2 protein-coding genes (1 of these 2 cut by a window edge) are annotated in these 26,954 nt (G+C 64.8%); both read right to left on the bottom strand.

Annotated elements, in window-relative coordinates; translation table 11 throughout:
- Positions 1–15,060: a non-ribosomal peptide synthase/polyketide synthase gene (locus tag KVQ74_RS29450; RefSeq protein WP_217830612.1), complete on the bottom strand. Its 15,060-nt coding sequence runs from the start codon at positions 15,058–15,060 to the stop codon at positions 1–3.
- Positions 15,060–26,954, bottom strand: the 3' portion of a protein-coding gene (locus KVQ74_RS08395) for a non-ribosomal peptide synthetase (RefSeq protein ID WP_217830613.1). Its footprint extends 522 nt past the window's final position; 11,895 of the gene's 12,417 nt are visible here — the last part of the coding sequence; its start codon lies off the right edge, out of view; its stop codon occupies positions 15,060–15,062. Before KVQ74_RS08395 ends, KVQ74_RS29450 begins: the two co-directional genes overlap by 1 nt.

A 26,954-nucleotide genomic window follows, 5' to 3' on the forward strand; every position in this document is an offset into this window, starting at 1 on the left:
TCAGGACATGACTACTGATTCAACGATCTCGCCGAGCATTTCTTCAGCCTCGGACAGGAAAGTTTCATCTCGCGGGATCTGAAAGTGCCCGCAATCGAGCCATTCGCCCCCCATGCCCGGCTGTTCGAGTTGCGCCGCCAGTTCGACAGCCTCCTCTTCACGGCCCAGGGTCCACCAGCAGATCGGCTCGACCGCCAGCGGCGGGCAACGGTCGAGTTGCAGCGACAGTTGCTTGAGCCGGCGTGCCACGCTGAACACATGGGCCAGTTCATCGGCCCCCAGGGCAACGTAGGTCGAAGCCCCACGCTCGGCGCTCATCGCGGCGTTGAACACGGCGCGCAGGTTCTGCGCGGTTTCCTCGCCCTCGATGGTCACGTGCGCAGCGGCCTCCGGCAGGGTCACCCGCAGGAAGTCGCGCAGGTCCGCTTGCCAGTCATCCACCGCCCCGGCGTTGATCGCGGCCGACGCCACGAAACTGTCCACCAGACCGACGAATTTCACCTGCTGACCGGCCTGTTCCAGTTGCGCGGCCATCAACATCGCCAGCGTACCGCCCAGCGACCAGCCCAGCAGGTGATACGGCCCCTGCGGCTGTTGCTCGCGGATCTGCGCCACGTAATCGCTCGCCATGCTTTCCAGCGAGGTATCGCTGAAAGCCGGGTCGAGCAACATCCGCGACTGGATCGCCAATACCTGGCGCCGCCCGCTCAAACGACGGGCCAACGGCTCGTAGTCGAACACCGTACCGAAGCCGGCATGGATGCAGAACAGCGGCGCCCGGCCCTTGACCTCGGCGTTCATCGCCAGCAGTCCGGAAGACTTCTCAGCGCTGCCCTGCACGCTGGCGACCAGTTCGGCAATGCTCGGTTTCTGCATCAGGTCGCGCAGTTTCAGACTCAGCCCCTGAGCCTTGAGCACACGGCTGCGGGCCACCACTTGCAGACTGAGGATCGAATCACCGCCCAGCTCGAAGAAGTTGTCGGTGAGGCCGACGCGCTCGATCTTCAACACGTCCTGCCAGATTTTCGCCACGGCTTTTTCCAGATCGGTGCGCGGCGCCACGTAATCCTGACGCTGTTCGGCGCCCGGATCCGGCAAGGCCTTGCGGTCGAGTTTGCCGTTCGGGGTCAGCGGCATGCGCTCAAGCAACATCAAGTGCGCAGGCACCATGTAGTCCGGCAGGCTGGCCTTGAGTTGCTCGCGCAGGCGTTCGCACAAACCGTCCGTCACGGCGTCGGCGCTGGCCAGCACGTAGCCCAGCAGTTGCTTGCCGCTGACGCCTTCGCGGGCGACAACCGCCGCATCGCGCACGCCCGGTTGTTGCTTGAGGCGCGCTTCGACTTCACCCAGCTCGATACGGAAACCACGGATCTTCACTTGATGGTCGATCCGTCCCAGGTAGTCGACGGTGCCGTCGGCGCGCTGGCGCACCAGGTCGCCGGTACGGTACAGGCGACTGCCGTCGTTGCTGAACGGGTTCGCCACAAAGCGCTCGGCGGTGCCGCCGGCGCGTCCCAGGTAACCACGGGCCAGCGCGCCACCCAGATACAGTTCACCGGCAATCCCCACCGGCAAGCGGTTGAGGTCGCTGTCGAGCACGTAACCGCTGCGCTCGCCGACCACGCTGCCGATCGGCGCATAGGCCGCGCCGCATTGATCGTCGGCACCGGCCTTCCAGATCAGCGGTGTGACCACGGTTTCGGTCGGGCCATAGCCGTTGATGATGTAGTGCGGCTTGAGCGCGCGTTTGGCCAGCTCGAAACTCGCGACCGGCACCGCGTCACCGCCGAAGCAGTAGATCCGCACCGGCGGCGGGTTGCCGTGCTGTTCGGCGTGCTCGGCCAGTTGCTGCAAGTAAACCGGCGGGAACGCGGCCACGGTCACGCCCTGTTCGTGCATGGCCTGATAGGTCTGCTCGGCGGTCCACAGACTGTCGTCGCGGATCAACAGGCGTGCGCCGTGGGTCAGCGTGGTCAGCCAGCGCTCATGGGCGCCGTCGAAGGCGAACGACATGAAGTGCAATTCGCAGTCGGCCGCGCTCATTTCGTAACGCTGACCGATCGCCTGGCAGTGCATCGCCAGCGGCCCGTGAGCCACGCCGACGCCTTTGGGCTGACCGGTGGAACCGGAGGTGTAGATGACATACGCAAGGTTGCCCGGCTGCACCGCGACATCCGGTGCGCTGTCCGGCTGGGCGCGCAGATCCAGTTGATCCAGCTCCAGCACATGCAGATTGTCCTGCGCCGGCAGCACCTGGCGAAGGCTCGAATCACTGAGCAACAAGGCGATACCGGAATCGTGCATGAGGTAGCTCAAGCGCTCACGCGGATAGGTCGCGTCCAGCGGCACATAGGCACCGCCGGCCTTGAGTACCGCCAACAGCGCGACGATCATGTTTTCGCTGCGCGGCAGTGCCACGCCGACCCGCACTTCCGGGCCGACGCCTTCGGCGATCAGCGCATGGGCCAGGCGATTGGCCCGGGCGTCGATCTGCCCGTAGCTGAACGCCTCGCCATTGAAGATCAGCGCGGTTTGCTCGCTGGCCTGGGCGGCCCATTGGGCAATGCGCTGATGCACCATCGGCGCTGGCGATTGCACCGCGACCACGCTGGAATCCTCCACCTGCGCGGTCGGCAGGCCGATGCGCCCCAGCGGTTGAGCGGCGTCCTGCGCAAGCGCTTGCAGCAGCCCTTCCATGTTGCTGCGAATGCCTTCCACGGTCGCCCGGTCGAAGTGCTCGCGCAGGAACATGTACTCGATCACCAGCCCCTCTTCGAGCGTGACCATCAGGTCCATCGGGAAGTTGGTCAGGCCGGCGCTGTTGCTCTCGCCGAACTTCAGCGAATCGTCGCGCCACTCGCGCAGCGCCTGATCGATCGGGTGGTTCTCGAACACAATGATGCTGTCGAACAGCGACTGCCCGGCGCGTCCGGCCCAGCGCTGCACGTCGGTCAGCGGCGTGTACTCACGCTCGCGCATCTCCAGGTTGAAGTCTTGCAGGTCACGCAGCCACTGGCCGACCGGTTGTTCGGCCGGCACGTCCTTGATCACCGGCAAGGTGTTGATGAACAGGCCGAGGATCGATTCCGACGCCGGCAGGCTCGCCGGACGCCCGGCCACGGTGGCGCCGAACGCCACGCTGCGCTGGCCGCTGTAGCGGCTGAGCAACATCAGCCACGCGCCCTGCACCAGGGTGTTGAGGGTGATCTGCTGGGACTGCGCGAACGCCTTGAGCTGTTCGGTGCGCGACTCGCCCAGACGGCTGTACAGCGCTTCATGACCGCGCCCTTCGCCCGTGCGGGCCACCGCGTCGGCCAGGTAAGTCGGCTCGTCGAGCAGGCTCAGATGCTGACGCCAGAAACCTTCACTGGCGTTGGCATCCTGCTGTTGCAGCCAGTTGATGTAGCGACGGTACGGCACCGCCTCGGCGAGTGGCTGGCCGGAATACTGGCTGAGCACTTCACCGATCAACTGCGAACTGCTCCAACCGTCGATCAGGATGTGGTGATAGGTCCAGATCAGTTGATAGCTGTCCTCGCCCACACGCACCAGCGTCAGGCGTTGCAGCGGCGGACGATCCAGGTCAAAGCCCTTGGCTCGCTCGCCATCGGCCAATGCCTGCAAGGCTTGCTCGGAATGATCCTGCGCGCGCCAGTCAAGCAGGCTGATCGGCAGTTGCGGATCGGCAAGCACGAATTGCAGCGGCTCGGCCATGTCCTGCCAGAGGAAGCCAGTGCGCAGGATGTCGTGGCGACGGCTCACCGCCTCCCACGCCGCCTTGAAGCGCAGCGGCTCCAGGCCCTGCACCGGAATGCTCACCTGGTTGATGTACAGGTCGGCTTCCGGCGAGTTCAGGCCGAGGAACAACATGCCCTGCTGCATCGGCGACAAGCGGTACAAGCCGTCCAGTTGCCCTTCCGGCAATGGCAGCTCGGCGATTTGCGCTTCGCTCAGGCCGTGCAGCGGCATGTCGATCAATGCCGCCACCGGTGCCTGGGTGCCTTCGATGGCCTGGGCACGCAGGGCCAGTTGCTGGATGGTCGGTTGCTGGAACAGGTCTTTCGGACTCAGCTCGATGCCCTGATGACGGGCGCGGCTGACCACCTGAATCGAGATGATCGAGTCGCCACCCAAGGCGAAGAAGCTGTCGGTGGTGCTGATCCGCTCGAGGCCCAGCACCTCTTTCCAGATATCCACCAGCGTCTGCTCGGTGGCGTTGGCCGGTTCGACATATTGCTGCGAAGTCGCGAATTCCAGGGCCGGCAGACGCTTGCGATCAAGCTTGCCGTTGGGGCTGAGCGGCATCTGCGCCAGCCACATCCGGTGCGCCGGCACCATGTAGTCGGGCAGGCTCGCGCCCAGCCAGGTCGAGAGACTGTCGTGCAGCTCATTGCGCAGCGACTCGGACGCCTCCAGAGTCGCCGGATCGCTCGGCACCAGGTAAGCCACCAGTTGCTGGCTGCCCAATACGTCGCGGGCCACCACCACTGCTTCACGGACGGTGGCGTGCTCCATTAGGCGTGCTTCGATTTCGCCCAGCTCGATGCGCAGGCCACGCAGCTTGACCTGATGGTCGATGCGTCCGACGTACTCGATCACGCCGTCAGCGCGATAGCGCGCCAGGTCGCCGGTGCGGTACAGGCGCTCGCCGGCACCGAACGGGCTGGCGACGAAACGCTCGGCGCTCAGCCCCGGACGGCGATGGTAACCACGGGCCAGACCGACGCCACCGAGGTACAGCTCGCCGGCCACGCCCACCGGCAGCGGATTGAGGCCGCTGTCGAGGATGAAGGTCGAGAGGTTGGCAATCGGCTGGCCGATCGGCACGCCATCACGACCTTCGTCACGGCAGGTCCAGTGGGTCACGTCGATGGCCGCTTCGGTCGGGCCGTACAGATTGAACAGACCGGCCTGCGGCAGTTTGGCGAACACTTGCACCTGGGCATCCACCGGCAGTGCTTCACCGCTGCAGACGATGCGGGTCAGGCCGGTGCAGCTCGATACGTTGGCGTCTTGCAGGAAGGCCTGCAACATCGACGGCACGAAGTGCAGCGTGGTGACGCGCTCGGCGTTGATCAGCGCAATCAGTTTCGCCGGATCGCGATGATCGCCCGGTGCCGCGACCACCAGTCGCGCCCCGGTCATCAGCGGCCAGAAGAACTCCCACACCGACACGTCGAAGCTGAACGGCGTCTTCTGCAACACCGTGTCGCCGGCATCCAGACCGTAGGCCTGCTGCATCCACATCAGGCGGTTGGTCAGGGCACGATGGGCGTTGCCCGCGCCTTTCGGCATGCCGGTGGAACCGGAGGTGTAGATCACATAGGCAAGGTTGCCGGCGTCGTACTCGACTGACGGATTGTGTGTCGGCAAGCCAGCGAAATCAGCACCGGACGACTCCAGGCACAAGGTCTGCACGCCCTCGGGAATCGGCAGGCTGTCCAGCAGGTGCGGCTGGGTCAGCAACTGGTCGATGCCGCTGTCGGCGATCATGTAGCTCAGACGATCGCGCGGGTATTCCGGGTCCAGTGGCACGTAGGCGCCGCCGGCCTTGAGGATCGCCAGCAGGCCGATGACCATTTCCAGACTGCGTTCGACCGCGATCCCCACCAGCACATCCGGGCCGACCTGACGGGCAATCAAGCCATGGGCCAACTGGTTGGCGCGTGCATTGAGTTGCGCGTAGCTCAGGGTCTGACCGGCGAACACCAGCGCCGGAGCGTCCGGGGTGCGCAAGGCCTGGGCCTCGATCAGGCTGTGGACGCCCTGCTCCAGCGGGTAATCGATACCGGTGGCGTTCCACTGCTCGACCATCAACTGGCGGTCGGCGGTGTCCAGCAAGTCCAGCGAACCGAGGGTGGCTTCGCCCGACTGCACGATTTGCTGCAACAGGTTGTTCAGTTGCGCGTTCAACTGCTCGATCACCGAATCGGTGAACTGCCCACGCTGATAGCTGAAGTGCAGCGACAACTCGTCGCTGACGTTCACCGCCAGGGTCAGCGGGTAGTTGGTCTGCTCGTGGTTGTTGACCTCGCCGAAGCGCAATTCCTGCGGCGCGCCCTCTTCCAGGGCCTGGGACACCGGGTAGTTCTCGAATACCAGGATGTTGTCGAACAGCGCTTCGCCGCTCTGCCCGGCCCAGCGCTGGATGTCGAACAACGGCGTGTGTTCGTGTTCACGCAGGGCAATGTTCTGCGCCTGCACGCTCTGCAACCACTGACCGACGCTGTGTTCCGAACGCGGGCTGGCGATCACCGGCAAGGTGTTGATGAACAGGCCGATCTGTTGCTCGACGCCTTTGAGATCGGTCGGACGCCCTGCCACCGTGGCGCCGAATGCCACGCTTTCTTGACCGGTCAGGCGCTGCAACAGCAACAGCCAGGCGGCCTGGAGCAAGGTGTTGAGGGTGACTTTCTGCTGACGGGCGAACTCGCCCAGGCGTCGGGTCTGCTCGGCGTCGATGAAGCAATAGCGCTCGCCATGACCGTCGCGGGACTCATCGCTGCGTTGGGCCTGAATCGCCTGGGCCAGGCGCGTTGGCTCTTGCAGGTTGGCCAGTTGCGCGGTCCAGTAGTGTTCGCTGACCTTGCTGTCCTGGCGTTGCAGCCATTCGATGTAATCGCGATAACGCCCGGCCAGCGCCGGCAGGGTTTCCCCGGCATAACGCTGGAGGACTTCGCCGAGCAACTGCGAGTTGCTCCAGCCATCCATCAGAATGTGATGGTTGGTGTAGATCAAGTGGCAACGCTGGTCGTCGAGACGCACCACGACCATGCGCAACAGTGGCCCGTGGCTCAGATCGAAACCTTGCGCCTGCTGCTCGGCGGCCAATGCGTCGAGCGCCGCTTGCGCGTTGCTGCGCTCACGCCAGTCGAGCACGCTGAACGGCATCTCCAACTGCTTGTGGACCACTTGCACCGGCCGCGCCACCTGGCCTTGCCAGACGAAACTGGTGCGCAGGATATCGTGGTTATCCACCGCTGCCTGCCACGCCTGCTGGAAGCGCTGCGGATCGAGGCCTTCGACGTCGAGACGAACCTGGTTGATGTAATCGCCGCTCGCTTGCTCATAGAGGCTGTGGAACAGCATGCCCTGCTGCATCGCCGACAGCGGATAGACATCGGCAATCTGCGCCGCCGCCATCGGCAGGCTGTCGAGTTGCGCCTGAGTCAGGCCGGCCAGCGGGAAGTCCGACGGGGTCAGGCCTTCGACGCCCGGCGTCAGGCAGTGGCCGATCAGCGCCGCGAGTTCCTCGGCGTAATCCTCGGCCAGCGCTTCAATCGTGGCGCTGTCGAAACGCTCACTGCTGAAAGTCCAGCCGACGCTCAACTCGCCGCCGTAGACCTGACCGTTGAGGGTCAGCCAGTTGCCCAGCGGCGCATCCGGGCTTTGTTCCAGACCGGCATTGTCCGGTGCTGGCGTAAACAACGCGCCGTCGTCGGCTTCGAAACTGCCGTCGAACTGGCCGAGGTAGTTGAAGGTGATGCGCGGGCTCGGCAAGGCACGCAGGCTGCTTTGCGCCTGGGCATCGCCCAGGTGACGCAGCGCGCCGAAGCCAATGCCCTTGTTCGGAATCGAGCGCAGTTGTTCCTTGATCTGCTTGATCGAATCGCCCGCCCCTGCGGCCGGGGTCAGGCGTACCGGGAACAGGCTGGTGAACCAACCGACGGTGCGGGTCAGGTCGACGCCGTCGAACAGCTCTTCGCGGCCGTGGCCTTCGAGCTGAATCAGCGTCGACGACTGGCCGCTCCAGCGCCCGATCACCCGCGCCAGCGCGGTCAGCAGCAGGTCGTTGACCTGGGTGCGATACGCCGCCGGGGCTTCTTGCAGCAGTTGTCGGGTCAGCTCTGCGTCGAGACGCGTGGAAACGGTTTGCGCCAGACGATTCTGTTGGCCAGCGCCGACACGCTTGCACGGCAGATCGGTGCTGACATCGCTCAGGCAGGCCTGCCAATACGCCAGCTCAGCCTGCAACGCCGGGCCGTTGGCGTAACGCTGCAAGTGCTCGCTCCAGTCCTTGAAGGCGCTGGTCTTGGCCGGCAGGTTCAGCGGCTGACCGTTGACCGCCTGTTGATAAGCGGTTTGCAGGTCTTCCAGGAGAATCCGCCACGACACGCCGTCCACCGCCAGGTGATGGATCACCAGCAACAGACGCTGGCTGCCGTCGGCCATATTGGCCAGCACCGCGCGCAGCAACGGGCCGTTTTGCAGGTCGAGGCTGCGCTGGGCGCGATTGCCGAGGGCTTCGAGGGCGGCGGCATCGGCCACGTCTTCCTGCCAGAGCAAGGCTTGCGGCAGATCCTCGACAGTGCGGTGCTCGGCCTGCCAGACATTGCCGTTCTGGCTGAAACTCAGGCGCAGGGCGTCGTGATGAACCACCAGCGCCCGCAGCGCCTGCTCGACTTTTTCAGCGTCCAGCGGCTGGCGTGGCTGGAGCAATACCGACTGGTTCCAGTGGTGCCGCTCAGGGATTTCATCGTCGAAGAACTGCTGCTGGATCGGCAGCAGCAACGCCGCGCCGCTCACCGCTTGCTGGTCGATGCCCGACTCGTCCTCGCCGATCTGCGCCACCAGCGCCAGACGTTGCACGGTCTGGTGCTGGAACAGGTCTTTGGGGTTCAGGCGGATGCCGGCCTGACGGGCGCGGCTGACCACCTGGATGGAGATGATCGAATCGCCGCCCAACTCGAAGAAGTTGTCGTTGAGGCCCACTTGCGGCAGCTTCAGGACGTCTTGCCAGATCGCCGCCAGACGCTGTTCCAGATCGCTTTGCGGGGCCTGATAAGCCTGTTGTGCCTGACTCGCGTCCGGCGACGGCAAGGCGTTGCGGTTGAGCTTGCCGTTGGCGGTCAGCGGCAGTTGCGTGAGCAGCAACAGGTGCGCCGGGATCATGTGATCCGGTAGGTTTTCCTTGAGCGCGGCACGCACGCCGTCACGCCATTCGGTTTGCTGCGCGGCAGGGGCGTCGAGCAACGCGGCCTCGGCCGGCACCAGATACGCCACCAATTGCTGGCCGCTGAGGCCCGGCTGTGCCAGCACCACAGCCTGACGCACGGTCGGCAGCTCCAGCAGTTGCGCTTCGATCTCGCCGAGCTCGATGCGGAAACCGCGAATCTTCACCTGATGGTCGATCCGCCCGATGTACTCGATCACGCCATCGGCGCGGTAGCGCGCCAGGTCACCGGTGCGGTACAGACGACCGCCATCGGCGGCGAACGGGTCGGGAATGAAGCGCAACGTGGTCAGGTCGGGACGGTTCAGATAACCCCGGGCCAGACCGGCGCGGCCGACGTACAACTCACCGATGCAACCCTTGGCGACCGGGTTCAGGTCACCGTCGAGCAGATACCACGACAGGTCCGGAATCGGCTCGCCGATCGGGCTGCTTGCCTCACGTTGCAGATCGGCCATCGACAGCGGCCGGTAGGTCACGTGGACCGTGGTTTCGGTAATGCCGTACATGTTGATCAGCTGTGGCGCGCGGTCGCCGAAGCGCTCGAACCACGGACGCAGGCTCTTGACCTCCAGTGCCTCACCACCGAACACCACGTAACGCAGGGCCGGTTGCGCCGCCGCGTGTTCCGCGGCGCACGCCACTTGCATCAGTTGCTTGAACGCCGACGGCGTCTGGTTCAGCACGGTGATGCCTTCACGGCAGAGCAAGGCGTAGAAGTCTTCCGGCGAGCGGCTGACCTCGTAGGGCACCACCACCAGTTTGCCGCCGTACAGCAGCGCGCCAAAAATCTCCCAGACCGAGAAGTCGAACGCATAGGAATGGAACAGGCTCCAGACATCCTGCGGGCCGAAATCGAACCAGGCGTCGGTGGCCTTGAACAGCCGCAATACGTTGTGATGGGCGAGCAAAGTGCCTTTCGGCTGACCGGTGGAGCCCGAGGTGTAGATCACGTAAGCCAGGTTGTCCGGGCTCATGCTCACCTGCGGGTTGCTGTCGCTGTAGCCTTCGAGGCCGTCGCCGTCCTGATCGAGCATCAGGCTGCGCACCGACTCCGGCACCGGCAGACGCCCGAGCAAATGGCTCTGGGTCAGCAGCAGGCTGATGCCGCTGTCGCCGATCATGTAGGCCAGGCGATCTTGCGGGTAGGTCGGATCGAGCGGCACGTAGGCGCCGCCAGCCTTGAGAATGGCGAGCAGGCCGACGAGCATTTCCAGGCTGCGCTCAACCGCGAGGCCGACGCGCACGTCCGGGCCGACACCGTTGGCGATCAGTTGGTGAGCCAACTGGTTGGCGCGGCTGTTGAGCTCAAAGTAGCTCAGGGTCTGTTCGCCATAGGTCACGGCCACCGCCTGAGGTGCACGCGCGGCCTGCGCTTCGATCAATTGATGCAGGCACGCGTCGCTCGGGAAATCGGCCACGGCCGGGTTCCACTGCAACAAGGTGGCCTGACGCTCGGCAGCGTCGTGCAACGGCAGTTCGGCGATGCGCTGCCCGCTGTCGGCGACGATGCCGTGCAGCAGGTTCGTCCAGTGCTGCGCCAGACGCTCCATGGTGGCGGCGTCGAACAGATCGGTGGCGTAGGTCAGCTCGGCCCAGACGTTGTCCGCCGACTCGAAGGTATCGAGGGCCAGGTCGAACTGCGCGGTGTGCGAAACCCAGCTCAGGCCTTCGATCTCGATCAGCGGCAGACGTGTTGCGCCACGGCTCTGACGGGCCTGGCTCTGGTGGTTGTGCAGCACCTGGAACAGCGGGCTGTGGCTCAGGCTGCGCTCCGGCTGCAAGGCGTCGACCAGTTGCTCGAACGGCAGATCCTGATGGGCCTGGGCGCCGAGCACGCTGTTCTGCACTTGCTGCAACAGGCTGCGGAACGTCTGCTGGCTGTCGAACTCGGCTTTCAGCACCTGGGTGTTGACGAAGAAGCCGATCAGGCCTTCCGTCTCGACCCGGTTGCGGTTGGCGACCGGTACGCCGACGCGAATGTCGGTCTGGCCGCTGTAGCGATGCAACAGGGTCTGGAACGAGGCCAGCAACAGCGCGAACAGCGTCACGCCTTCGCGCTGTGCAACCTGCTTGAGGTCAGCGGCGAGTTCCGCGCTCAGCGGGATGTCTTGACGCGCGCCACGGTAGCTTTGCTCCGGCGGACGCGGACGGTCGGTCGGCAGCTCGAGCAACGGCTGGTCGCCATCGCCCAGTTGCGCGGTCCAGTAGCTCAGTTGACGCTCGCGCTCACCGGCCTCCATCCATTGGCGTTGCCACACCGCGTAGTCGGCGTATTGCACCGGCAGCGCCGGCAAATCGACGCGCTGGCCCTGACTGAACGCGGCATACAGCGCCACCAGTTCATCGACCATGATCCCCATCGACCAGCCATCGGAAACGATGTGATGCAGGGTGATGACCAGCGCGTGGTCATCGGTCGCCAGACGCAGCAATTTCACCCGCAGCAGCGGGCCATGTTGCAGATCGAACAGGTGCAGGGTTTCAGCGGCAACCCGTGCTTGCAGCGCGGACTCGTCCAGCGCGCCATCGACCGTTTCAACCGCCAGTTCCAGCGTCATTTCGGCCTGGATCACTTGCAGGGTCTGGCCCTGGTCTTCGACGAAGCAGGTACGCAGGGATTCGTGACGGGCGATCAGCGCATTGAAGCTGCGCTGCAAGGCCGGCAGATCCAGCTCGCCGCGCAGACGCAGAGCGGCCGGTACGTGATAAGCGGTGCTGGTCGGCTCCAGTTGCCAGAGGAACCACTGGCGTTCCTGAGCGTAGGACAGCGCCAGCGGTTGCAGACGCGGCAAGGCAACGATCGGCGGCTCGCGATGGGCCTGCTCGACGCCGAGGGCAGCGACGAAATCCGCCAAGGTACTGTGTTCGAACAGGGTGCGCAGCGGCACCTGCACGTTCAGCGCCTGACGTACTCGCGAGACCACTTGGGTCACCAGCAGCGAGTGGCCGCCGAGTTCAAAGAAGTTGTCGCTCAGGCCGACCCGTTCCAGTTTCAGCACCGCTTGCCAGATTTCGGCGACGGTGTGCTGGGTGGCGGTCTGCGGTGCGATGTAAGTGGACTGCAACTGGCTGGCGTCGGGTGCCGGCAAGGCCTTGCGATCGACTTTGCCGTTCGGCGTCAGCGGCAGTTGCGCGAGGAACAGCAGGTGCGCCGGCACCATGTATTCCGGCAGCTCGGCCTTGAGGCTGGCCTTGAGCGCGGCGCGCAATTCGGCTTCGAGCGTTGCGTCATTGGTCGGCACCACATAGCCCACCAGTTGCGGACCGGTCGGGCCGTCCTGGGCGACGACCACGGTTTCGCGCACGCTGTCGAGCGCCAACAGGCGTGCTTCGATTTCCCCCAACTCGATGCGGAAACCGCGAATTTTCACCTGATGGTCGATCCGCCCGATGTACTCGATTACGCCTTCGGCGCGGTAACGAGTCAGGTCGCCGGTGCGGTACAGGCGCTCGCCGGTTGTCGAGAACGGGTCCGGCACGAAGCGCTCGGCGGTCAGCGACGGACGCTGGAAGTAACCACGGGCCAGGCCATCGCCACCGATCAGCAATTCGCCCGGCGCACCGAGCGGATTGAGTTCCAGGTCACTGCCAAGGATGTACAGCGCAGTGTTGTCGATCGGTTTGCCGAGGAACGGCCGGCTGTTGTCCACGCTCAACGGATGCAGCGCCGACCAGATGGTGGTTTCGGTCGGGCCATAGAGGTTCCAGACCTTTGGCGAACGCGCCAGCATGCGTTGCGCCAGCTCCTGGGGCAGCGCTTCACCGCCGCAGAGGAAGGTGCGACCGTCGAGGATCGCCGCGTGCTCATTGTCGAGCAGCATGCGCCAGGTCGACGGTGTGGCTTGCAACATGCTCACGGCATGGCGGGCGATCAGTTCGAGCACCGCTTGCGGGTCCTGATGCACGTCCTTGCCGGTCAGCACCACGGCAGCGCCGGCCAGCAGCGGGCCGTAGATTTCCAGGCCGAAAATGTCGAACGAGAACGTCGTCAGCGACAGCATGCGATCGGCAGCGGCGATACCCGGTTGCTCGACCATGCTCGCGACAAAGTTGCTCAGCGCCGCGTGACGCACCATCACACCTTTCGGCTTGCCGGTGGAGCCGGAGGTGTAAATCGTATAGGCCAGGTGTTCGCCGCTCAGCGCCACGTCCGGGGCGCTGGTCGGGTACGCCGCCAGCCAGTCGTGCGGCTGATCCAGCAACAGCGTGGCGAGGCGCGCCGGGATCGGCAGTTGTGCCTGCAAATGCGCCTGGGTCAGCAGCAGTTCGATGCCGCTGTCCTCGATCATGTAGGCCAGGCGATCTTCCGGATAGGCCGGGTCCAGCGGCACGTAGGCGCCGCCGGCCTTGAGGATCGCCAGCAGGCCGACGATCATTTCCACGCTGCGCTCGACGGCGATGCCGACCAGCCGATCCGGGCCGACGCCCTGCTCGATCAGTTTGTGCGCGAGCTGGTTGGCGCGGGTGTCCAGGGCGGCGTAAGTCAGCACCTCGTCAGCGACGATCAGTGCGATGGCGTCCGGGGTCCGGGCGGCTTGCAGGGCAATGCGTTGCTGCACGCACGGCGCTGGGGCGGCGTGATCGACCACCCGGCGCCAGTCCTGCAACAACACTTGATGTTCGGTGTTTTCCAGCAGCGGCAATTCGCCGATACGCTGGGTCGGCGCGGCCACCAGACCGTGCAGCAGGTTCAGCCAGTGGCGCGCCAGACGCTCGATGGTTTCCGCCTTGAACAGGTCGGTGGCGTAGGTCAGTTCCGCCGCCACGCCATCACTGGATTCGTAAGTGCCGAGGGTCAGATCGAATTGCGCGGTACGGCCTTCCCAGACGATGTCCTCGACGCTCAGTTGCGGCAATTGCACCTGGCTCTGACGCTGGGTCTGGTCGTTGACCGCCTGGTGGTTGTACATCACCTGGAACACCGGACTGTGGCTCAGGCTGCGCTCCGGTTGCAGGGCTTCGATCAGTTGCTCGAACGGCAGATCCTGATGCGCCTGGGCAGCCATCGCCGACTGCTTGACCTGGGCCAGCAACTGGTTGAACGGCAGTTGCCCGTGAACCTCGGCACTGAGCACCTGGGTGTTGACGAAGAAGCCGATCAGGCCCTCGGTTTCCACCCGGTTGCGGTTGGCCGTCGGCACGCCGACGCGGATCTGCGGCTGACCGCTGTAGCGATGCAACAACGCCTGGAACGAGGCCAGCAGCACCATGAACAGACTGGCGCCTTCACGCTGGGCCAGTTGCTTGAGGCCTTCGGCCAATGCGCCTGGCAGCTCCAGATCCAGACGCGCGCCACGGAAACTCTGCACCGCCGGACGCGGGTGGTCGATCGGCAACTCCAGCACCGGTTGCTCACCGCCCAGGGTCTTGGTCCAGTAAGCCAGTTGTCGCTCGCGCTCGCCGGCTTCCAGCCAGTGCCGCTGCCAGATCGCGTAGTCGGCGTATTGCACCTCCAGCGGCGGCAGGCTCAGGGTCTGACCGCTGGTGTCAGCGGCGTAGTGCTTGATCAGCTCGCTCACCAGCACCTGCATCGACCAGCCATCGGAAATGATGTGGTGCTGGATCAGCGCCAGGACGTGATCATCGTCCGCCACCTTGAGCAGCGACACGCGCAGCAGCGGGCCTTGTTGCAGGTTGAACGGCCGCGCGGTTTCGCCCTCCACGAAAGCCTTGATCGCGGCCTCCACGGCGGCGTCATCCAGACCCGGCGCCAGCGACTCGACCGCGATGCTCAACGGCATCTGCGGATGAATCAGCTGGCAGGTTTTCTCGTCCTGCTCGACGAAGGTGGTGCGCAGGCTTTCGTGCCGCTCAACCAGAGCGGTGAAGCTGCGCTCCAGCGCCGCGACATCCAGCCGGCCCTTCAGGCGCAGGGCGCTGGGGATGTGGTACGCGGTGCTGTGCGGGTCCATCTGCCACAGGAACAACTGGCGTTCCTGGGCGTAGGACAGCGGGATCGCCTCGAATCCGGAGCGAGTCTCTGGAATCGGCAGGTTGGCCGGCGAAACGCCCTCTTCGAGCATCTTTTCCAGGTAGAGCTTACGTTTGTCCAGCGGCAGAGTGATAAAGCGCTTGGCAATCCTCAAAGCAACACTCGTGTCCATCAGACTTCCTCCATATCGTCAAGCAGGGCTTCCAGCTTGTTCAGTTTCTGGTCATTGATTGCCCCGCCCTGCGTATCGAGATGAGCGACGAAATCGCCCAGGACGGGGTGCTGGAATAACAGTTGCGGCGTCAGTGTCAGGCCCAGCTCAAGCGCCATGCGCGACACGACATTGACCGCCAGCAACGAGTGCCCGCCCAATTCGAAGAAGTGATCATTCAGACCGACCTGTTCCACGGTAAGCACCTGTTGCCAGATCGCCGCGACCTGCTGCTCAAGCTCACTCTGCGGCGCGACGTACGCGGCCTGCATCTGGCTGGCATCCACCGCCGGCAGCGCCTTGCGGTCGAGCTTGCCGTTGGGAGTCAGGGGCAACTGCTCGAGGAACAACAGGTGCGCGGGAATCATGTAGTCAGGTAACGAAGACTTGAGGCCAGTCTTTAGTCCGTCGCGCAGTTGGCGCTGCGCCTCACCGTCAAACAGGTTCAGTTGCGGGGCGACCACATAGGCCACCAGTTGTGCTCCGCCCTCGGCCTCGACCGCCAGCACCGCCGCTTCGCTGACCGCTGGTTGCGCCAGCAGCCGCGCTTCGATTTCGCCCAGTTCGATACGGAACCCCCGGATCTTCACCTGATGGTCGATCCGCCCCATGTACTCCAGCTCACCGTCCTCGCGCTGACGGATCAGGTCGCCGGTGCGGTACAGCCGCTCGCCGTTGCCGGCGAACGGGTTCGGCACGAACTTCTCGGCGGTCATCGCCGCCCGTCCGAGGTAGCCACGGGTGACCCCGGCGCCGGACAGGTATAGCTCGGCCGCAACGCCCTGGGGCACCGCTTGCAGATCGGCGTCCAGCAAGTGGCTGGCACTGTGTTCGAGCGCCCGGCCGATGCGTGCCTGGCCACCGGCGCGGCGGCGAGTCCAGGTCGAGTACGTGGTGTCTTCCGACGGGCCGTACAGGTCGTAGACGTGCTCGACGCTCGACTGTTGGTACAACGCCTCCACCAGGCCTTGCTTGAGCGGTTCGCCCGCCAGGTTGATGATCCGCACGCTCGGCGGAATCTGTCCGGCCCGTTGCAGCGCGGCAATCGCCGACGGCACGGTATTGATCAGGCGCACCTGATCCCGCGCCGGCAATTGCGGCAGTTCCAGGGCGTTGCGGGCGATGACCAGCGAGCCGCCGTTGGCGAGGGTGACGAACAGCTCCCACACCGACAGGTCGAAGCACACCGAAGTCGATGCCAGCACGCCTTGAATGTCAGCACGGCTGTAGACCCGCGCCGACCAGTCGATCAGCGCCATGACGTTGCGATGAGCAATCGCCACGCCTTTCGGTTTGCCGGTGGAACCGGAGGTGTAGATCACGTAGGCGAGGTTGTCCGGGGTCACCGCCGTGTGTGGCGCGTCCAGCGGATAAGCGTCCAGCGCAACCTGATCCATCAGCAACACTTGAGTGTCGGCCGGAACCGTCAGGGTCGCGGCGACGGCCTGCTCGGTCAGCAACACCCGCGCGCGACTGTCTTCGAGCATGTAGGCGACGCGGTCGGCCGGGTAATCCGGGTCCAGCGGCACGTAGGCACCACCGGCCTTGAGCACCGCCAGCAAAGCGATGAGCAGTTGCTCGGAACGCGGCATCGCCACGCCCACCCGCACTTCCGGGCCGACACCGAGAGCAATCAACTGGTGCGCCAGACGATTGGCCCGGGCATCCAGAGCGGCATAGCTCAGTTGTTTGTCCGCGAAGGTCACGGCCAGCGCCTCCGGGGTCGCGGCGACCTGACGGGCGATGCTCTGATGGATGCACAGCTCGGTGACGAAAGCGCTATCGACCGACGAGCGATCCGTTTCGATCAGGCTCAATTCGCTGAGCGAGCGCTCACCCGCGTCGCACATCTGCTCCAGCAGACGCTGCAAGTGCGCGCCCAGTTGCGCGACGCTGGCGTCGGCGAAACTGTCGCGCTGGTAGCTGAAATGCACCGACAGCTCGGCGCCCAGATGCACCAGCAGGGTCAACGGATAGTTGGTCTGCTCGTGATTGACCACCGGGCCGAATCGCAGGCCTTGTGGCGCGCCTTGTTCCAGCGCCTCGGCAATCGGGTAGTTCTCGAACACCATCAGGCTGTCGAACAGCGCGTCACCGCCCTGCCCGGCCCAGCGCTGGATGTCCGCCAGCGGCGTGTGTTCGAACTCGCGCAGCGCCAGGTTCTGCGCCTGCACGCCTTGCAGCCAACTGGCCAGACTCTGCTGCGCACGCGGCGCGGCGATCACCGGCAAGGTGTTGATGAACAACCCGATCTGCTGCTCCGCCCCCGGCAGATCCGCCGGACGCCCGGCGACGGTGGCGCCGAACGCCACGCAGTCCTTGCCGGTATAACGCTGCAACAGCAGCAGCCACGCGGCTTGCACCAAGGTGTTGACCGTGACTTTCGAGGCGCGGGCGAACTCGCCCAGACGTTGCGTCAGACCGCTGTCCAGCACCTGGAAGTGATCGCCATAACCGACACTCGGCAGCGCAACGCCCGGTCGTGCGATGGCATCGGCCAGACGGGTCGGCTCTTGCAGGTCACTCAACGCCGCCAGCCAGAATGCTTCGGCGACCGCCGCGTCCTGACCTTGCAGCCAGGCGATGTAATCGCGATAACGGCCGGCCGGACGCGGCACCGCTTCGCCGCGGTAGTGTTGCAACACTTCGCCGAGCAACTGCGCGCTGCTCCAGCCGTCCATCAGGATGTGGTGGTTGGTGTAGATCAGGTGATGCCGCTCGGCACCCGTGCGCACCAGCACCAGACGCAGCAACGGCGCACGGGTCAGGTCCTGGCCCTGCGCGCGCTCTTCGTCGGCGAGGGTTTGCAGGGCGGCATCGAGGTCGCTGCGCTCGCTCCAGTCAAGCACGCGGAACGGCACGTCGAGCTGACGCTGCACCACTTGCACCGGTTGCTCCAGATCGCCCTGCCAGACGAAACCGCTGCGCAGGATGTCATGGGCATCCACCACCGCTTGCCACGCCGCGCGGAAGCGTTGCGGATCGACGCCATCCACGTCGAGGCGCATCTGGTTGATGTAGTCGCCGTTGCCGTGTTCGAGCAGGGTGTGAAACAGCATGCCTTGCTGCATCGGCGACAGCGGGTAGATGTCGTCGATGAGTTGCGGTTGCGGCGCCAGCACATCGAGCTGGGCCTGGGTCAGCTTCGCCAGCGGGAAGTCCGACGGGGTCACGCCACGGTGGGCACTGTCACAGCAATGGACGATCAGGGCGGTCAGCTCTTGCAGGTAATCGTCGGCCAGACGCTGAATGGTCGCCGGGTCGAACATCTCGCGACTGAAGGTCCAGCTCAGATCGAGTTCGCCGTTGAACACCTTGCCGTCGAGGGCCAGCGGGCTGCCCAACGGGCCTTGCAGGTTGACCTCTTCGCCGCCGGATTCACTGGTCGGCGCAAACAAGGCATCCGCCTCGCCAGCGAAACTGCCGTCGAACTGACCGAGGTAGTTGAAGGTCAGGCGCGGTTGCGGCAGTGCTTGCAGCGCGGCCCGCGCCGAATCATCGCCCAGATGCGCGAGCGCACCGAAGCCGATGCCTTTGTCTGGAATCGCCCGCAGTTGCTCCTTGATCTGTTTCAGCGAGTCAGCGAGGTCGGCGGCCGGGGTCAGTTTTGCCGGGAACAGGCTGGTGAACCAGCCCACGGTGCGGGTCAGGTCGACGCTGTCGAAGAGGTCTTCGCGACCATGGCCTTCGAGTTGCACCAGAACGCTGTCGTCACCGGTCCAGCGCACCATCACCCGCGCCAGCGCGGTCAGCAGCAGGTCATTGACCTGAGTGCGATAGGCCGCCGGTGCTTCCTGCAACAGTTGACGGGTCAGGGCCTTGTCCAGCGGCGTGCGGATCGCCTGGGCCTGGCAATGCTGCTGGCCGCCCTGCGGGTTGTCGCACGGCAACACGTTGGACGCGCCGTGCAATTGTTGCTGCCAGAAACCCAGCTCGGCTTGCAAAGGCGCACTGGCGGCGTAGTTCTGCAGGGCTTCGGTCCAGGCCTTGACCGCACTGGTTTTGGCCGGCAATTGCAGTGCCGCGCCGGCCTGAATCTGCCGGTAAGCGCTTTGCAGGTCTTCGAACAGAATACGCCACGACACGCCATCGACCACCAGGTGATGGACCACCAGCAACAGCCGCTGACTGCCATCGGCGAGGTTCGCCAGCACGGCACGGATCAGCGAGCCGCCGCTCAGTTGCAGGCTGCGCTGGGCCTTGTTGCCCAACGCCTCCAGCGCGGCGAGGTCGGCGACCTCGGCTTGCCACAGCACCACCTCGCCCGCTTGCGCGGCGACGTCACGGTACTGCGCCGACCAGCCTTGCGCCTGCTCGACGAACGCCAGACGCAGGCTGTCGTGATGAGCAATCAATGCATCCAGCGCCTGCTCCAGCACTTGTGGATCGAGCGGCTGATGGGTCTTGAGCATCACCGACTGGTTCCAGTGATGACGATCAGGAATCGACTGGGCGAAGAACCATTGATGGATCGGCAACAGCGCGGTTTCGCCCGTCACCGGCTGCTGATCGATCAACTGCAGCGGCGCGCCGGTCTGCACCACCTTGGTCAGCGCCTGGATGGTCTGGTGCTGGAACAGGTCTTTGGGGGTGAAGCGCAAACCGTGCTGACGAGCGCGGCTGACCACTTGAATCGAGATGATCGAATCGCCGCCCAGCTCGAAGAAGTTGTCGCTCAGACCCACGCGCTCAAGCTTCAGCACGTCCTGCCAGATCGTCGCCAGTTGCTGTTCCAGCGCGGTTTGTGGCGCCACGTAGCTTTGCTGCAACTGACTGACATCAGGCTTGGGCAGGTTCTTGCGATCCAGCTTGCCGTTCGGCGTCAGCGGCATGCGCTCCAGGGTCAGCACGTAGGCCGGGACCATGTGCGCCGGCAGCGTCGCCTTGAGTTGCTCGCGCAGTTGTTCGGCGAAATCGGCCTGTTGCGAGTCGCCGACCACATACGCCACCAGGCGTTTGCTGCCGGCGCTTTCCTGGGCGACGACCACCGCTTCGCGCACGCCGTCGAGGGCTTGCAGGCTGGCTTCGATTTCGCCCAGCTCGATACGGAAACCACGGATCTTCACCTGGTTGTCGATGCGCTCCAGGTAATCGAAAGTGCCGTCGGCACGCTGGCGCACCAGGTCGCCGGTGCGATACAGCACGCCACCGCTGCGGCTGAACGGATCGGCAATAAAACGCTCGGCAGTCAGCGCCGCGCGGTTCAGGTAACCACGGGCCACGCCGCTGCCACCGAGGTACAGCTCACCGGCCATGCCTTGGGGCAACAGGTTCAGATCGGTGTCGAGAACGAAAGCGCTGCGATCACCGATGCGGCTGCCGATCGGTGCATAGGCCGCGCCGCACGGCACGTCACGCCCGGCCTTCCAGATCAGCGGGGTGACCACGGTTTCGGTCGGGCCGTAGCCGTTGATGATGTACTCGGGATTCAACGCCCGTTTCACTCGCTCGAAACTGGCGTTCGGCACCGCATCACCGCCGAAGCAGTAGATGCGCACCTTTGGCGGATTGCCCACGCGCTCAGCGTGTTCGGCCAGTTGTTGCAGGTACACCGGCGGGAACGCGACCACGGTCACGCCATGTTCAAGCATGGCGTTGTAGGTCTGCTCCGGGGTCCACAGGCTGTCGTCGCGGATCAGCAGCGAGCCGCCGTGGGTCAGGCTGGTGAGCCAGCGCTCATGGGCGCCGTCGAAGGCGAACGACATGAAGTGGAATTCGCAATCGTCGACGCGCATTTCGTAGCGCTCGCCGATGGCCTGGCAATGCATCGCCAGCGGCCCGTGGGTGACGCTGACGCCTTTCGGATTGCCGGTGGAACCGGAGGTGTAGATCACGTACGCCAGATTGTCCGGGTCCAGCGTCACCACCGGTGCCTGCGACGGATGGCCGCTGAGGTCGAGGTGATCGAGCTCCAGCACGGTCAGGCCAGCGTCGATCGGTAGTTGCCCGCAGACCCGCGAATCGGTCAGCAACAGCGCCAGACCGGAGTCCTGCATCAGGTACGCCAGACGCTCGCGCGGGTAGCTGGTATCCAGCGGCACATAAGCACCGCCGGCCTTGAGCACCGCCAGCAGCGCGACGATCAGGCCTTCGCTGCGCGGCATCGCCACGCCGACCCGCACTTCCGCGCCAACACCACGGGCCACCAGTTCATGGGCCAGACGGTTGGCGCGGGCGTCGAGTTCACCGTAGCTGTAATGCTTGCCATCGAAGATCACCGCCGTGCGCTCCGGTTGCTGCGCCGCCAGGCGAGCGTAGCGCTGATGCACGGCGATGTCGGTGGCGTAAGCCTGTGGATGGTTTTGCGCCTGTTGTCGCGTATGTTCCTCAGCGCTGGCCAGGGCGATTTCACCCAGGCGACGCTCGGCGGATGCGGCGAACTGCTCCAGCAGGTGCAGCAACTGCGCGCTCAGGCGCTCGACCGTGGCAAGGCTGAAATGCGCCTGATCGAAACTCATGTGCAGCGCCAGGGTGTCACCCAGCGTCACGCCGAGAGTCAGCGGGTAGTGGGTCTGATCCTGGTTGGCGACCTCACCGAACACCACGCCCTCGGCGGTGCCGTGTTGCAGCGCTTCGGAAATCGGGAAGTTCTCGAACACCAGCAACGTGTCGAACAGCGACTCGCCGCCCTGCCCGGCCCAGCGCTGGATGTTCGCCAGCGGCGTGTGCTCGAACTCACGCAGGCTGAGGTTCTGCGCCTGCACGGCGGCCAGCCACGCGGCGACGGTCTGATCCGGACGGCTGCCGGCGATCACCGGCAAGGTGTTGATGAACAGGCCGACTTGCTGCTCGATGCCCACCAGCTCCGCCGGACGCCCGGCCACGGTGGTGCCGAACGCCACGCAAGCGCTGCCGGTGTAACGCTGCAACAGCAGCAGCCACGCGGCCTGCACCAGGGTGTTGACGGTGACTTTCTGCTCACGGGCGAACTCGTTCAAACGACGGGTACGCGGTGCATCGAGGTCGTAGTGCTTGAGGGCGTGCCCGCTTTCGACGCGCACCTCGCCACCGCCGGCAGCGGCTTGCGCCAGCACGGTCGGCTCGTGGAAGTCCGCCAATTGTTGCAGCCAGAACGCTTCGCTGACGGCGGCGTCCTGACGTTGCAGCCACTGAATGTAATCGGCGTAGCGACTCAGCGGACGCGGCGGCTGTTGCCCGGCATAACGCTGCAGGACTTCGCCGAGCATCTGCGCACTGCTCCAGCCGTCCATCAGGATGTGGTGGTTGGTGAAGATCAGGTGATGACGCTTGTCGGCGAGGCGGATCAGCGTCACCCGCAGCAGCCCGGCCTGGGTCAGATCGAAGCCCTCAGCCAGATCGGCAGCGGTGAACGCCTTCAGGGCCTGAGCGATGTCGTTGCGCTCGCGCCAGTCGAGCAGCGTGTACGGCAGCTCCAGGCGACGGTGGATGATTTGCAGTTGTTCCTGCAATTCACCCTGCCAGATGAAGCCGCTGCGCAGGATGTCGTGGGCGTCCATGGTCGCTTGCCACGCCGCGCGGAAGCGCTCGGGATCGAGGCCGTCGACGTCGACGCACAACTGGTTGATGTAAGTGCCGGTGCCTTGTTCGTACAGGGTGTGGAACAACATGCCCTGCTGCATCGGCGACAGCGGATAGATGTCTTCGATGCCGGCGGCCGGCACCGGGATCGCGTCCAGTTGCGCCTGAGCGATGCGCGCCAACGGGAAGTCCGACGGCGTGACGCCCATCGATTCCGCCAGGCAGCAGTGGTTGATCAGGCCCTGGAGCTCACGTTCGTACTCTTCGGCCAGACGGGCGATGGTCGCCTCGTTGAACTGCTCGCGGCTGAAGGTCCAGCGCAGATCCAGTTCACCGTCGTAGACCTGACCTTCGACACCCAGCCAGTTGTCCAGCGGCGCATCCAGGCTCTGTTCCAGGCCGGCGCTTTCGCCGGCCGGACTGAACAGCGCACCGTCCTCGGCAGCGAAACTGCCGTCGAACTGGCCGAGGTAGTTGAAGGTGATGCGCGGCATCGGCAGCGCCTTGAGGCTGTCCCGGGTCGCCGCGTCAGCGAGATGGCGCAGCACGCCGAAACCGATGCCCTTGTTCGGAATCGCCCGCAGTTGTTCCTTGACCTGTTTGAGGGTCGCCGCCACCGATTGCACCGGGGTCAGACGCACCGGGAACAGGCTGGTGAACCAGCCAACGGTGCGGGTCAGATCGATGTCGTCGAACAGGTCTTCGCGACCGTGACCTTCCAGTTGAATCAAGGTGTCGGCGTGGCCGGTCCAGCGGCAGATCACCCGCGCCAGTGCGGTCAGCAGCAGGTCGTTGACCTGGGTGCGATAGGCCGCCGGTGCCTGTTGCAACAGTTGCTGAGTGAAGGTCTTGTCGAGACGGCTGTGCAGCACCTGGGCGTGACGACTTTGCCGGCTGCCCTGCGGGTTGTCGCACGGCAATTCCAGCGCCGCGCCATCGAGTTGCTGCTGCCAGAACGTCAGCTCGGCGCGCAGCGCATCCGTCGCGGCATAGGCTTGCAGATGCTCGCCCCAGGCCTTGTAGGCACTGGTTTTCGCCGGCAATTTGATGCCCGCGCCTTGCAGCGCCTGTTGATAAGCCAGTTGCAGGTCTTCCAGCAGAATCCGCCAGGACACACCGTCCACCACCAGGTGATGCACCGCCAGCAACAGCCGCTGACTGCCATCGGCAACGCTCGCCAATACCGCGCGCAACAGCGGGCCGGTTTGCAGGTTCAGGCTTTGCTGGGCCTTGGCGTACAGCGCTTGCAGTTCGCTGTCGGCCAGCTTGTCGGCGGTCCACAACAGTTCCGGATCGTGCGCAATTGGCGCGACTTCGGCACGCCAGCCCTCGGTGCCTTCAACGAAGCGTGAACGCAGACTGTCGTGATGCGCAATCAAGCCGTTCAGCGCTTGCAACAGCGCCTCGGCGTTCAGGGTTTGATGGCTGCGCAGCAGCACCGCCTGGTTCCAGTGGTGACGCTGGGGAATGGCGTCTTCGAAGAAGATTTGCTGGATCGGCAGCAACGGCAACTCACCGCTGACCGGTCCCTGATCGATGCTCACACCGCCGGTGCCCTGCTGCGCCACGCCGGCCAGACCTTGCACGGTCTGGTGCTGGAACAGGTCACGCGGGCTGAAATGAATCCCGGCCTGACGCGAACGGCTGACCACCTGGATCGAGATGATCGAGTCGCCGCCCAACTCGAAGAAGTTGTCGGTCAGACCGACCTGTTCGAGCTTGAGCACGTCCTGCCAGATCGCAGCGATTTTCTGCTCCAGCTCACTGCGTGGCGCAACGAACGCCTGCTGCATCTGGCTGGCGTCCGGGGCCGGCAAGGCCTTGCGATCCAGTTTGCCGTTGGGGCTCAGCGGCAGTTCGGCGAGGAACAGCAACTGCGTCGGCACCATGTAATCCGGCAGGCTGTCCTTGAGCTGCGCCTTGATTGCTTCACGCGCCGCGCCTTGTTCGTCAGCCGACGCTGCGACCAGCGCGGCATTGTTCGGCACCACGTAAGCCACCAGTTGCAGGCTGCTGCCGCCCTGCACTGCCAGCACCACGGCTTCGCGGACGTCGTTCAGTTCCAGCAGGCGCGCTTCGACTTCGCCCAGCTCGATGCGGAAACCACGGATCTTCACTTGATGGTCGACCCGGCCGACGTATTCGATCTGGCCGAGGGCGTTGTAGCGCGCCAGGTCGCCGGTGCGGTAGAGGCGCGCGCCGGTGGTGGAAAACGGATCGGGGATGAAGCGTTCGGCGGTCAGGTCAGCGCGCTGGAAGTAACCCCGCGCCAGCAGCTCGCCGCCGATCAGCAATTCACCGACCACGCCAATCGGCGTTGGCTGACCATCGGCGTCCAGCAGATAGGTGTGACGACCCGGCAGCGGCTGGCCGATTGGCAGCGTCAGCGGCAACGGCTGGCGACCGAACACGTAGTCACTGCAATCGAGGGTGGTGGCGGTGACCGTGGCTTCGGTCGGGCCGTAGGTGTTGAGCAGTTTGACCTGTTCGAGCCCGGCCTGACGCCAGGCCTGCACGCCTTCCGGCGGCATCGCTTCACCACCGCTGTGTACCTGACGCAATGCGGCGTAATCACGCGGGCCCGCGGCGGCGAATTCCTTGGCGATCATGTTCCAGTAGGCGGTGGTCAAGTCCATGACCGTAATGCCCTGCTCGACGATATGGCGGTACAGGGTTTCGCTGTCCCACACCTCATTGCCACGCAGCACCACCGAGGCGCCGCAAGTCAGCGGGCCGAACAGTTGCTCGCCGAAGGCATCGAAGTTGAACGTGGCGAACTGCAACGCACAATCGGCGGCGGTCAGCCCGTAGTAATGCTGCGAGGCGAACGCGTGCTTGCTCAGCGCGCCGTGACTGATGCCGACGCCTTTCGGACGCCCGGTGGAACCGGAGGTGAACATTACGTAAGCCAGGTTATCGGCCCACATCTGGCATTGCGGATTGCTTTCGTCGGCGTGCGCCCAGACCTCGGCCTGATCCAGGCACAGGCTGCGCACGTTCTGCGGCACCGGCAGGCGTTCGAGCAAATGACTCTGGGTCAGCAACAGACGACTGCCGCTGTCTTCAATCATGCACAGCAGGCGATCACGCGGGTATTGCGGGTCCAGCGGCACATAGGCGCCGCCAGCCTTGAGCACGGCGAGAATCGCGACGATCAGCTCCAGCCCCCGGTCGACGGCAACGCCCACCAGCACTTCCGGGCCGACGCCCTCGGCCAGCAAGGTGCGCGCCAGACGATTGGCCCGCGCATTGAGCTGGGCGTAGGTCAGTTGCTGGCCGTCGAAAATCAGCGCGACGGCGTTCGGCGTCTGCTCGGTTTGAGCTTCGAACAGCTCATGCACCGGGCGCTCGCTCGGCCAGGTGGCGTCGTGTCGTCCCCAGGTCTGAGTCAGTTGCGCAAGCTGTGGCGCATCCAGCAAGGCGATTTCGCCGACGCGCTGCTGCGGGTCATTGACCAGGCTGTGCAGCAACTGCGTCCAGTGCCGCGCCATGCGCTCGATGGTCGCGGCGTCGAACAGGTCGCTGGCGTAGGTGAACGCGGCGTGCAGTTGCCCGCCCTTCTCGTAAGTGTCCAGGCTCAAATCGAACTGGGTGCTGCGGCTTTCCCACTCGATGACACCCAGCTCCAGACCGCTGCCAACCTTGAGCGTGGTGACGTCGGCGACTTCCGGCTGGTGGTTGTACATCACCTGGAACAGCGGGTTGTAACTCAGGCTGCGCTCCAGTTTCAGCGCTTCGACCAGACGCTCGAATGGCAGGTCCTGATGAGCCTGGGCGCCGAGGGCGGTTTCCTTGAGGTCACGCAGCAGATCGGCGATCGGCGTCTGGCCGTCCAGTTGCACACGCAGCACCTGGGTGTTGACGAAGAAACCGATCAGCCCTTCGATTTCCCGGCGGTTGCGGTTGGCGATCGGCACGCCGACACGCAAGTCGGTCTGGCCGGTGTAGCGGTGCAGCAGAATATTGAAGGTGCCCAGCAACAGCATGAACAGGGTCACGCCGTGCTGACGGGCGATGCCCCGCAACTGCTCGACCAGCGCCGCGTCCACCACGCTTTCCAGACGCTGGCCCTGATTGCTCGGCAGCACCGGGCGCGGACGATCCAGCGGCAGCTCCAGCACCGGATGCTCGTCACCCATTTGCGCCAGCCAGTAATCGAGCTGCCGCTGCTGCTCACCCGCTTCCAGCCAGCGCCGCTGCCACAGCGCGTAGTCGCTGTATTGCACCGGCAATGGCGGCAGTTCGGCGGCGAGCCCCTGATCGTGGGCATCGTAGAAGCGGCAGAACTCGTCGATCAGTACGTTCATCGACCAGCCATCGGAAACGATGTGGTGCAGGGTCAGCAGCAGCACGTG

The sequence above is a fragment of the Pseudomonas botevensis genome (assembly GCF_019145475.1).
Lineage (GTDB): Bacteria > Pseudomonadota > Gammaproteobacteria > Pseudomonadales > Pseudomonadaceae > Aquipseudomonas > Aquipseudomonas botevensis.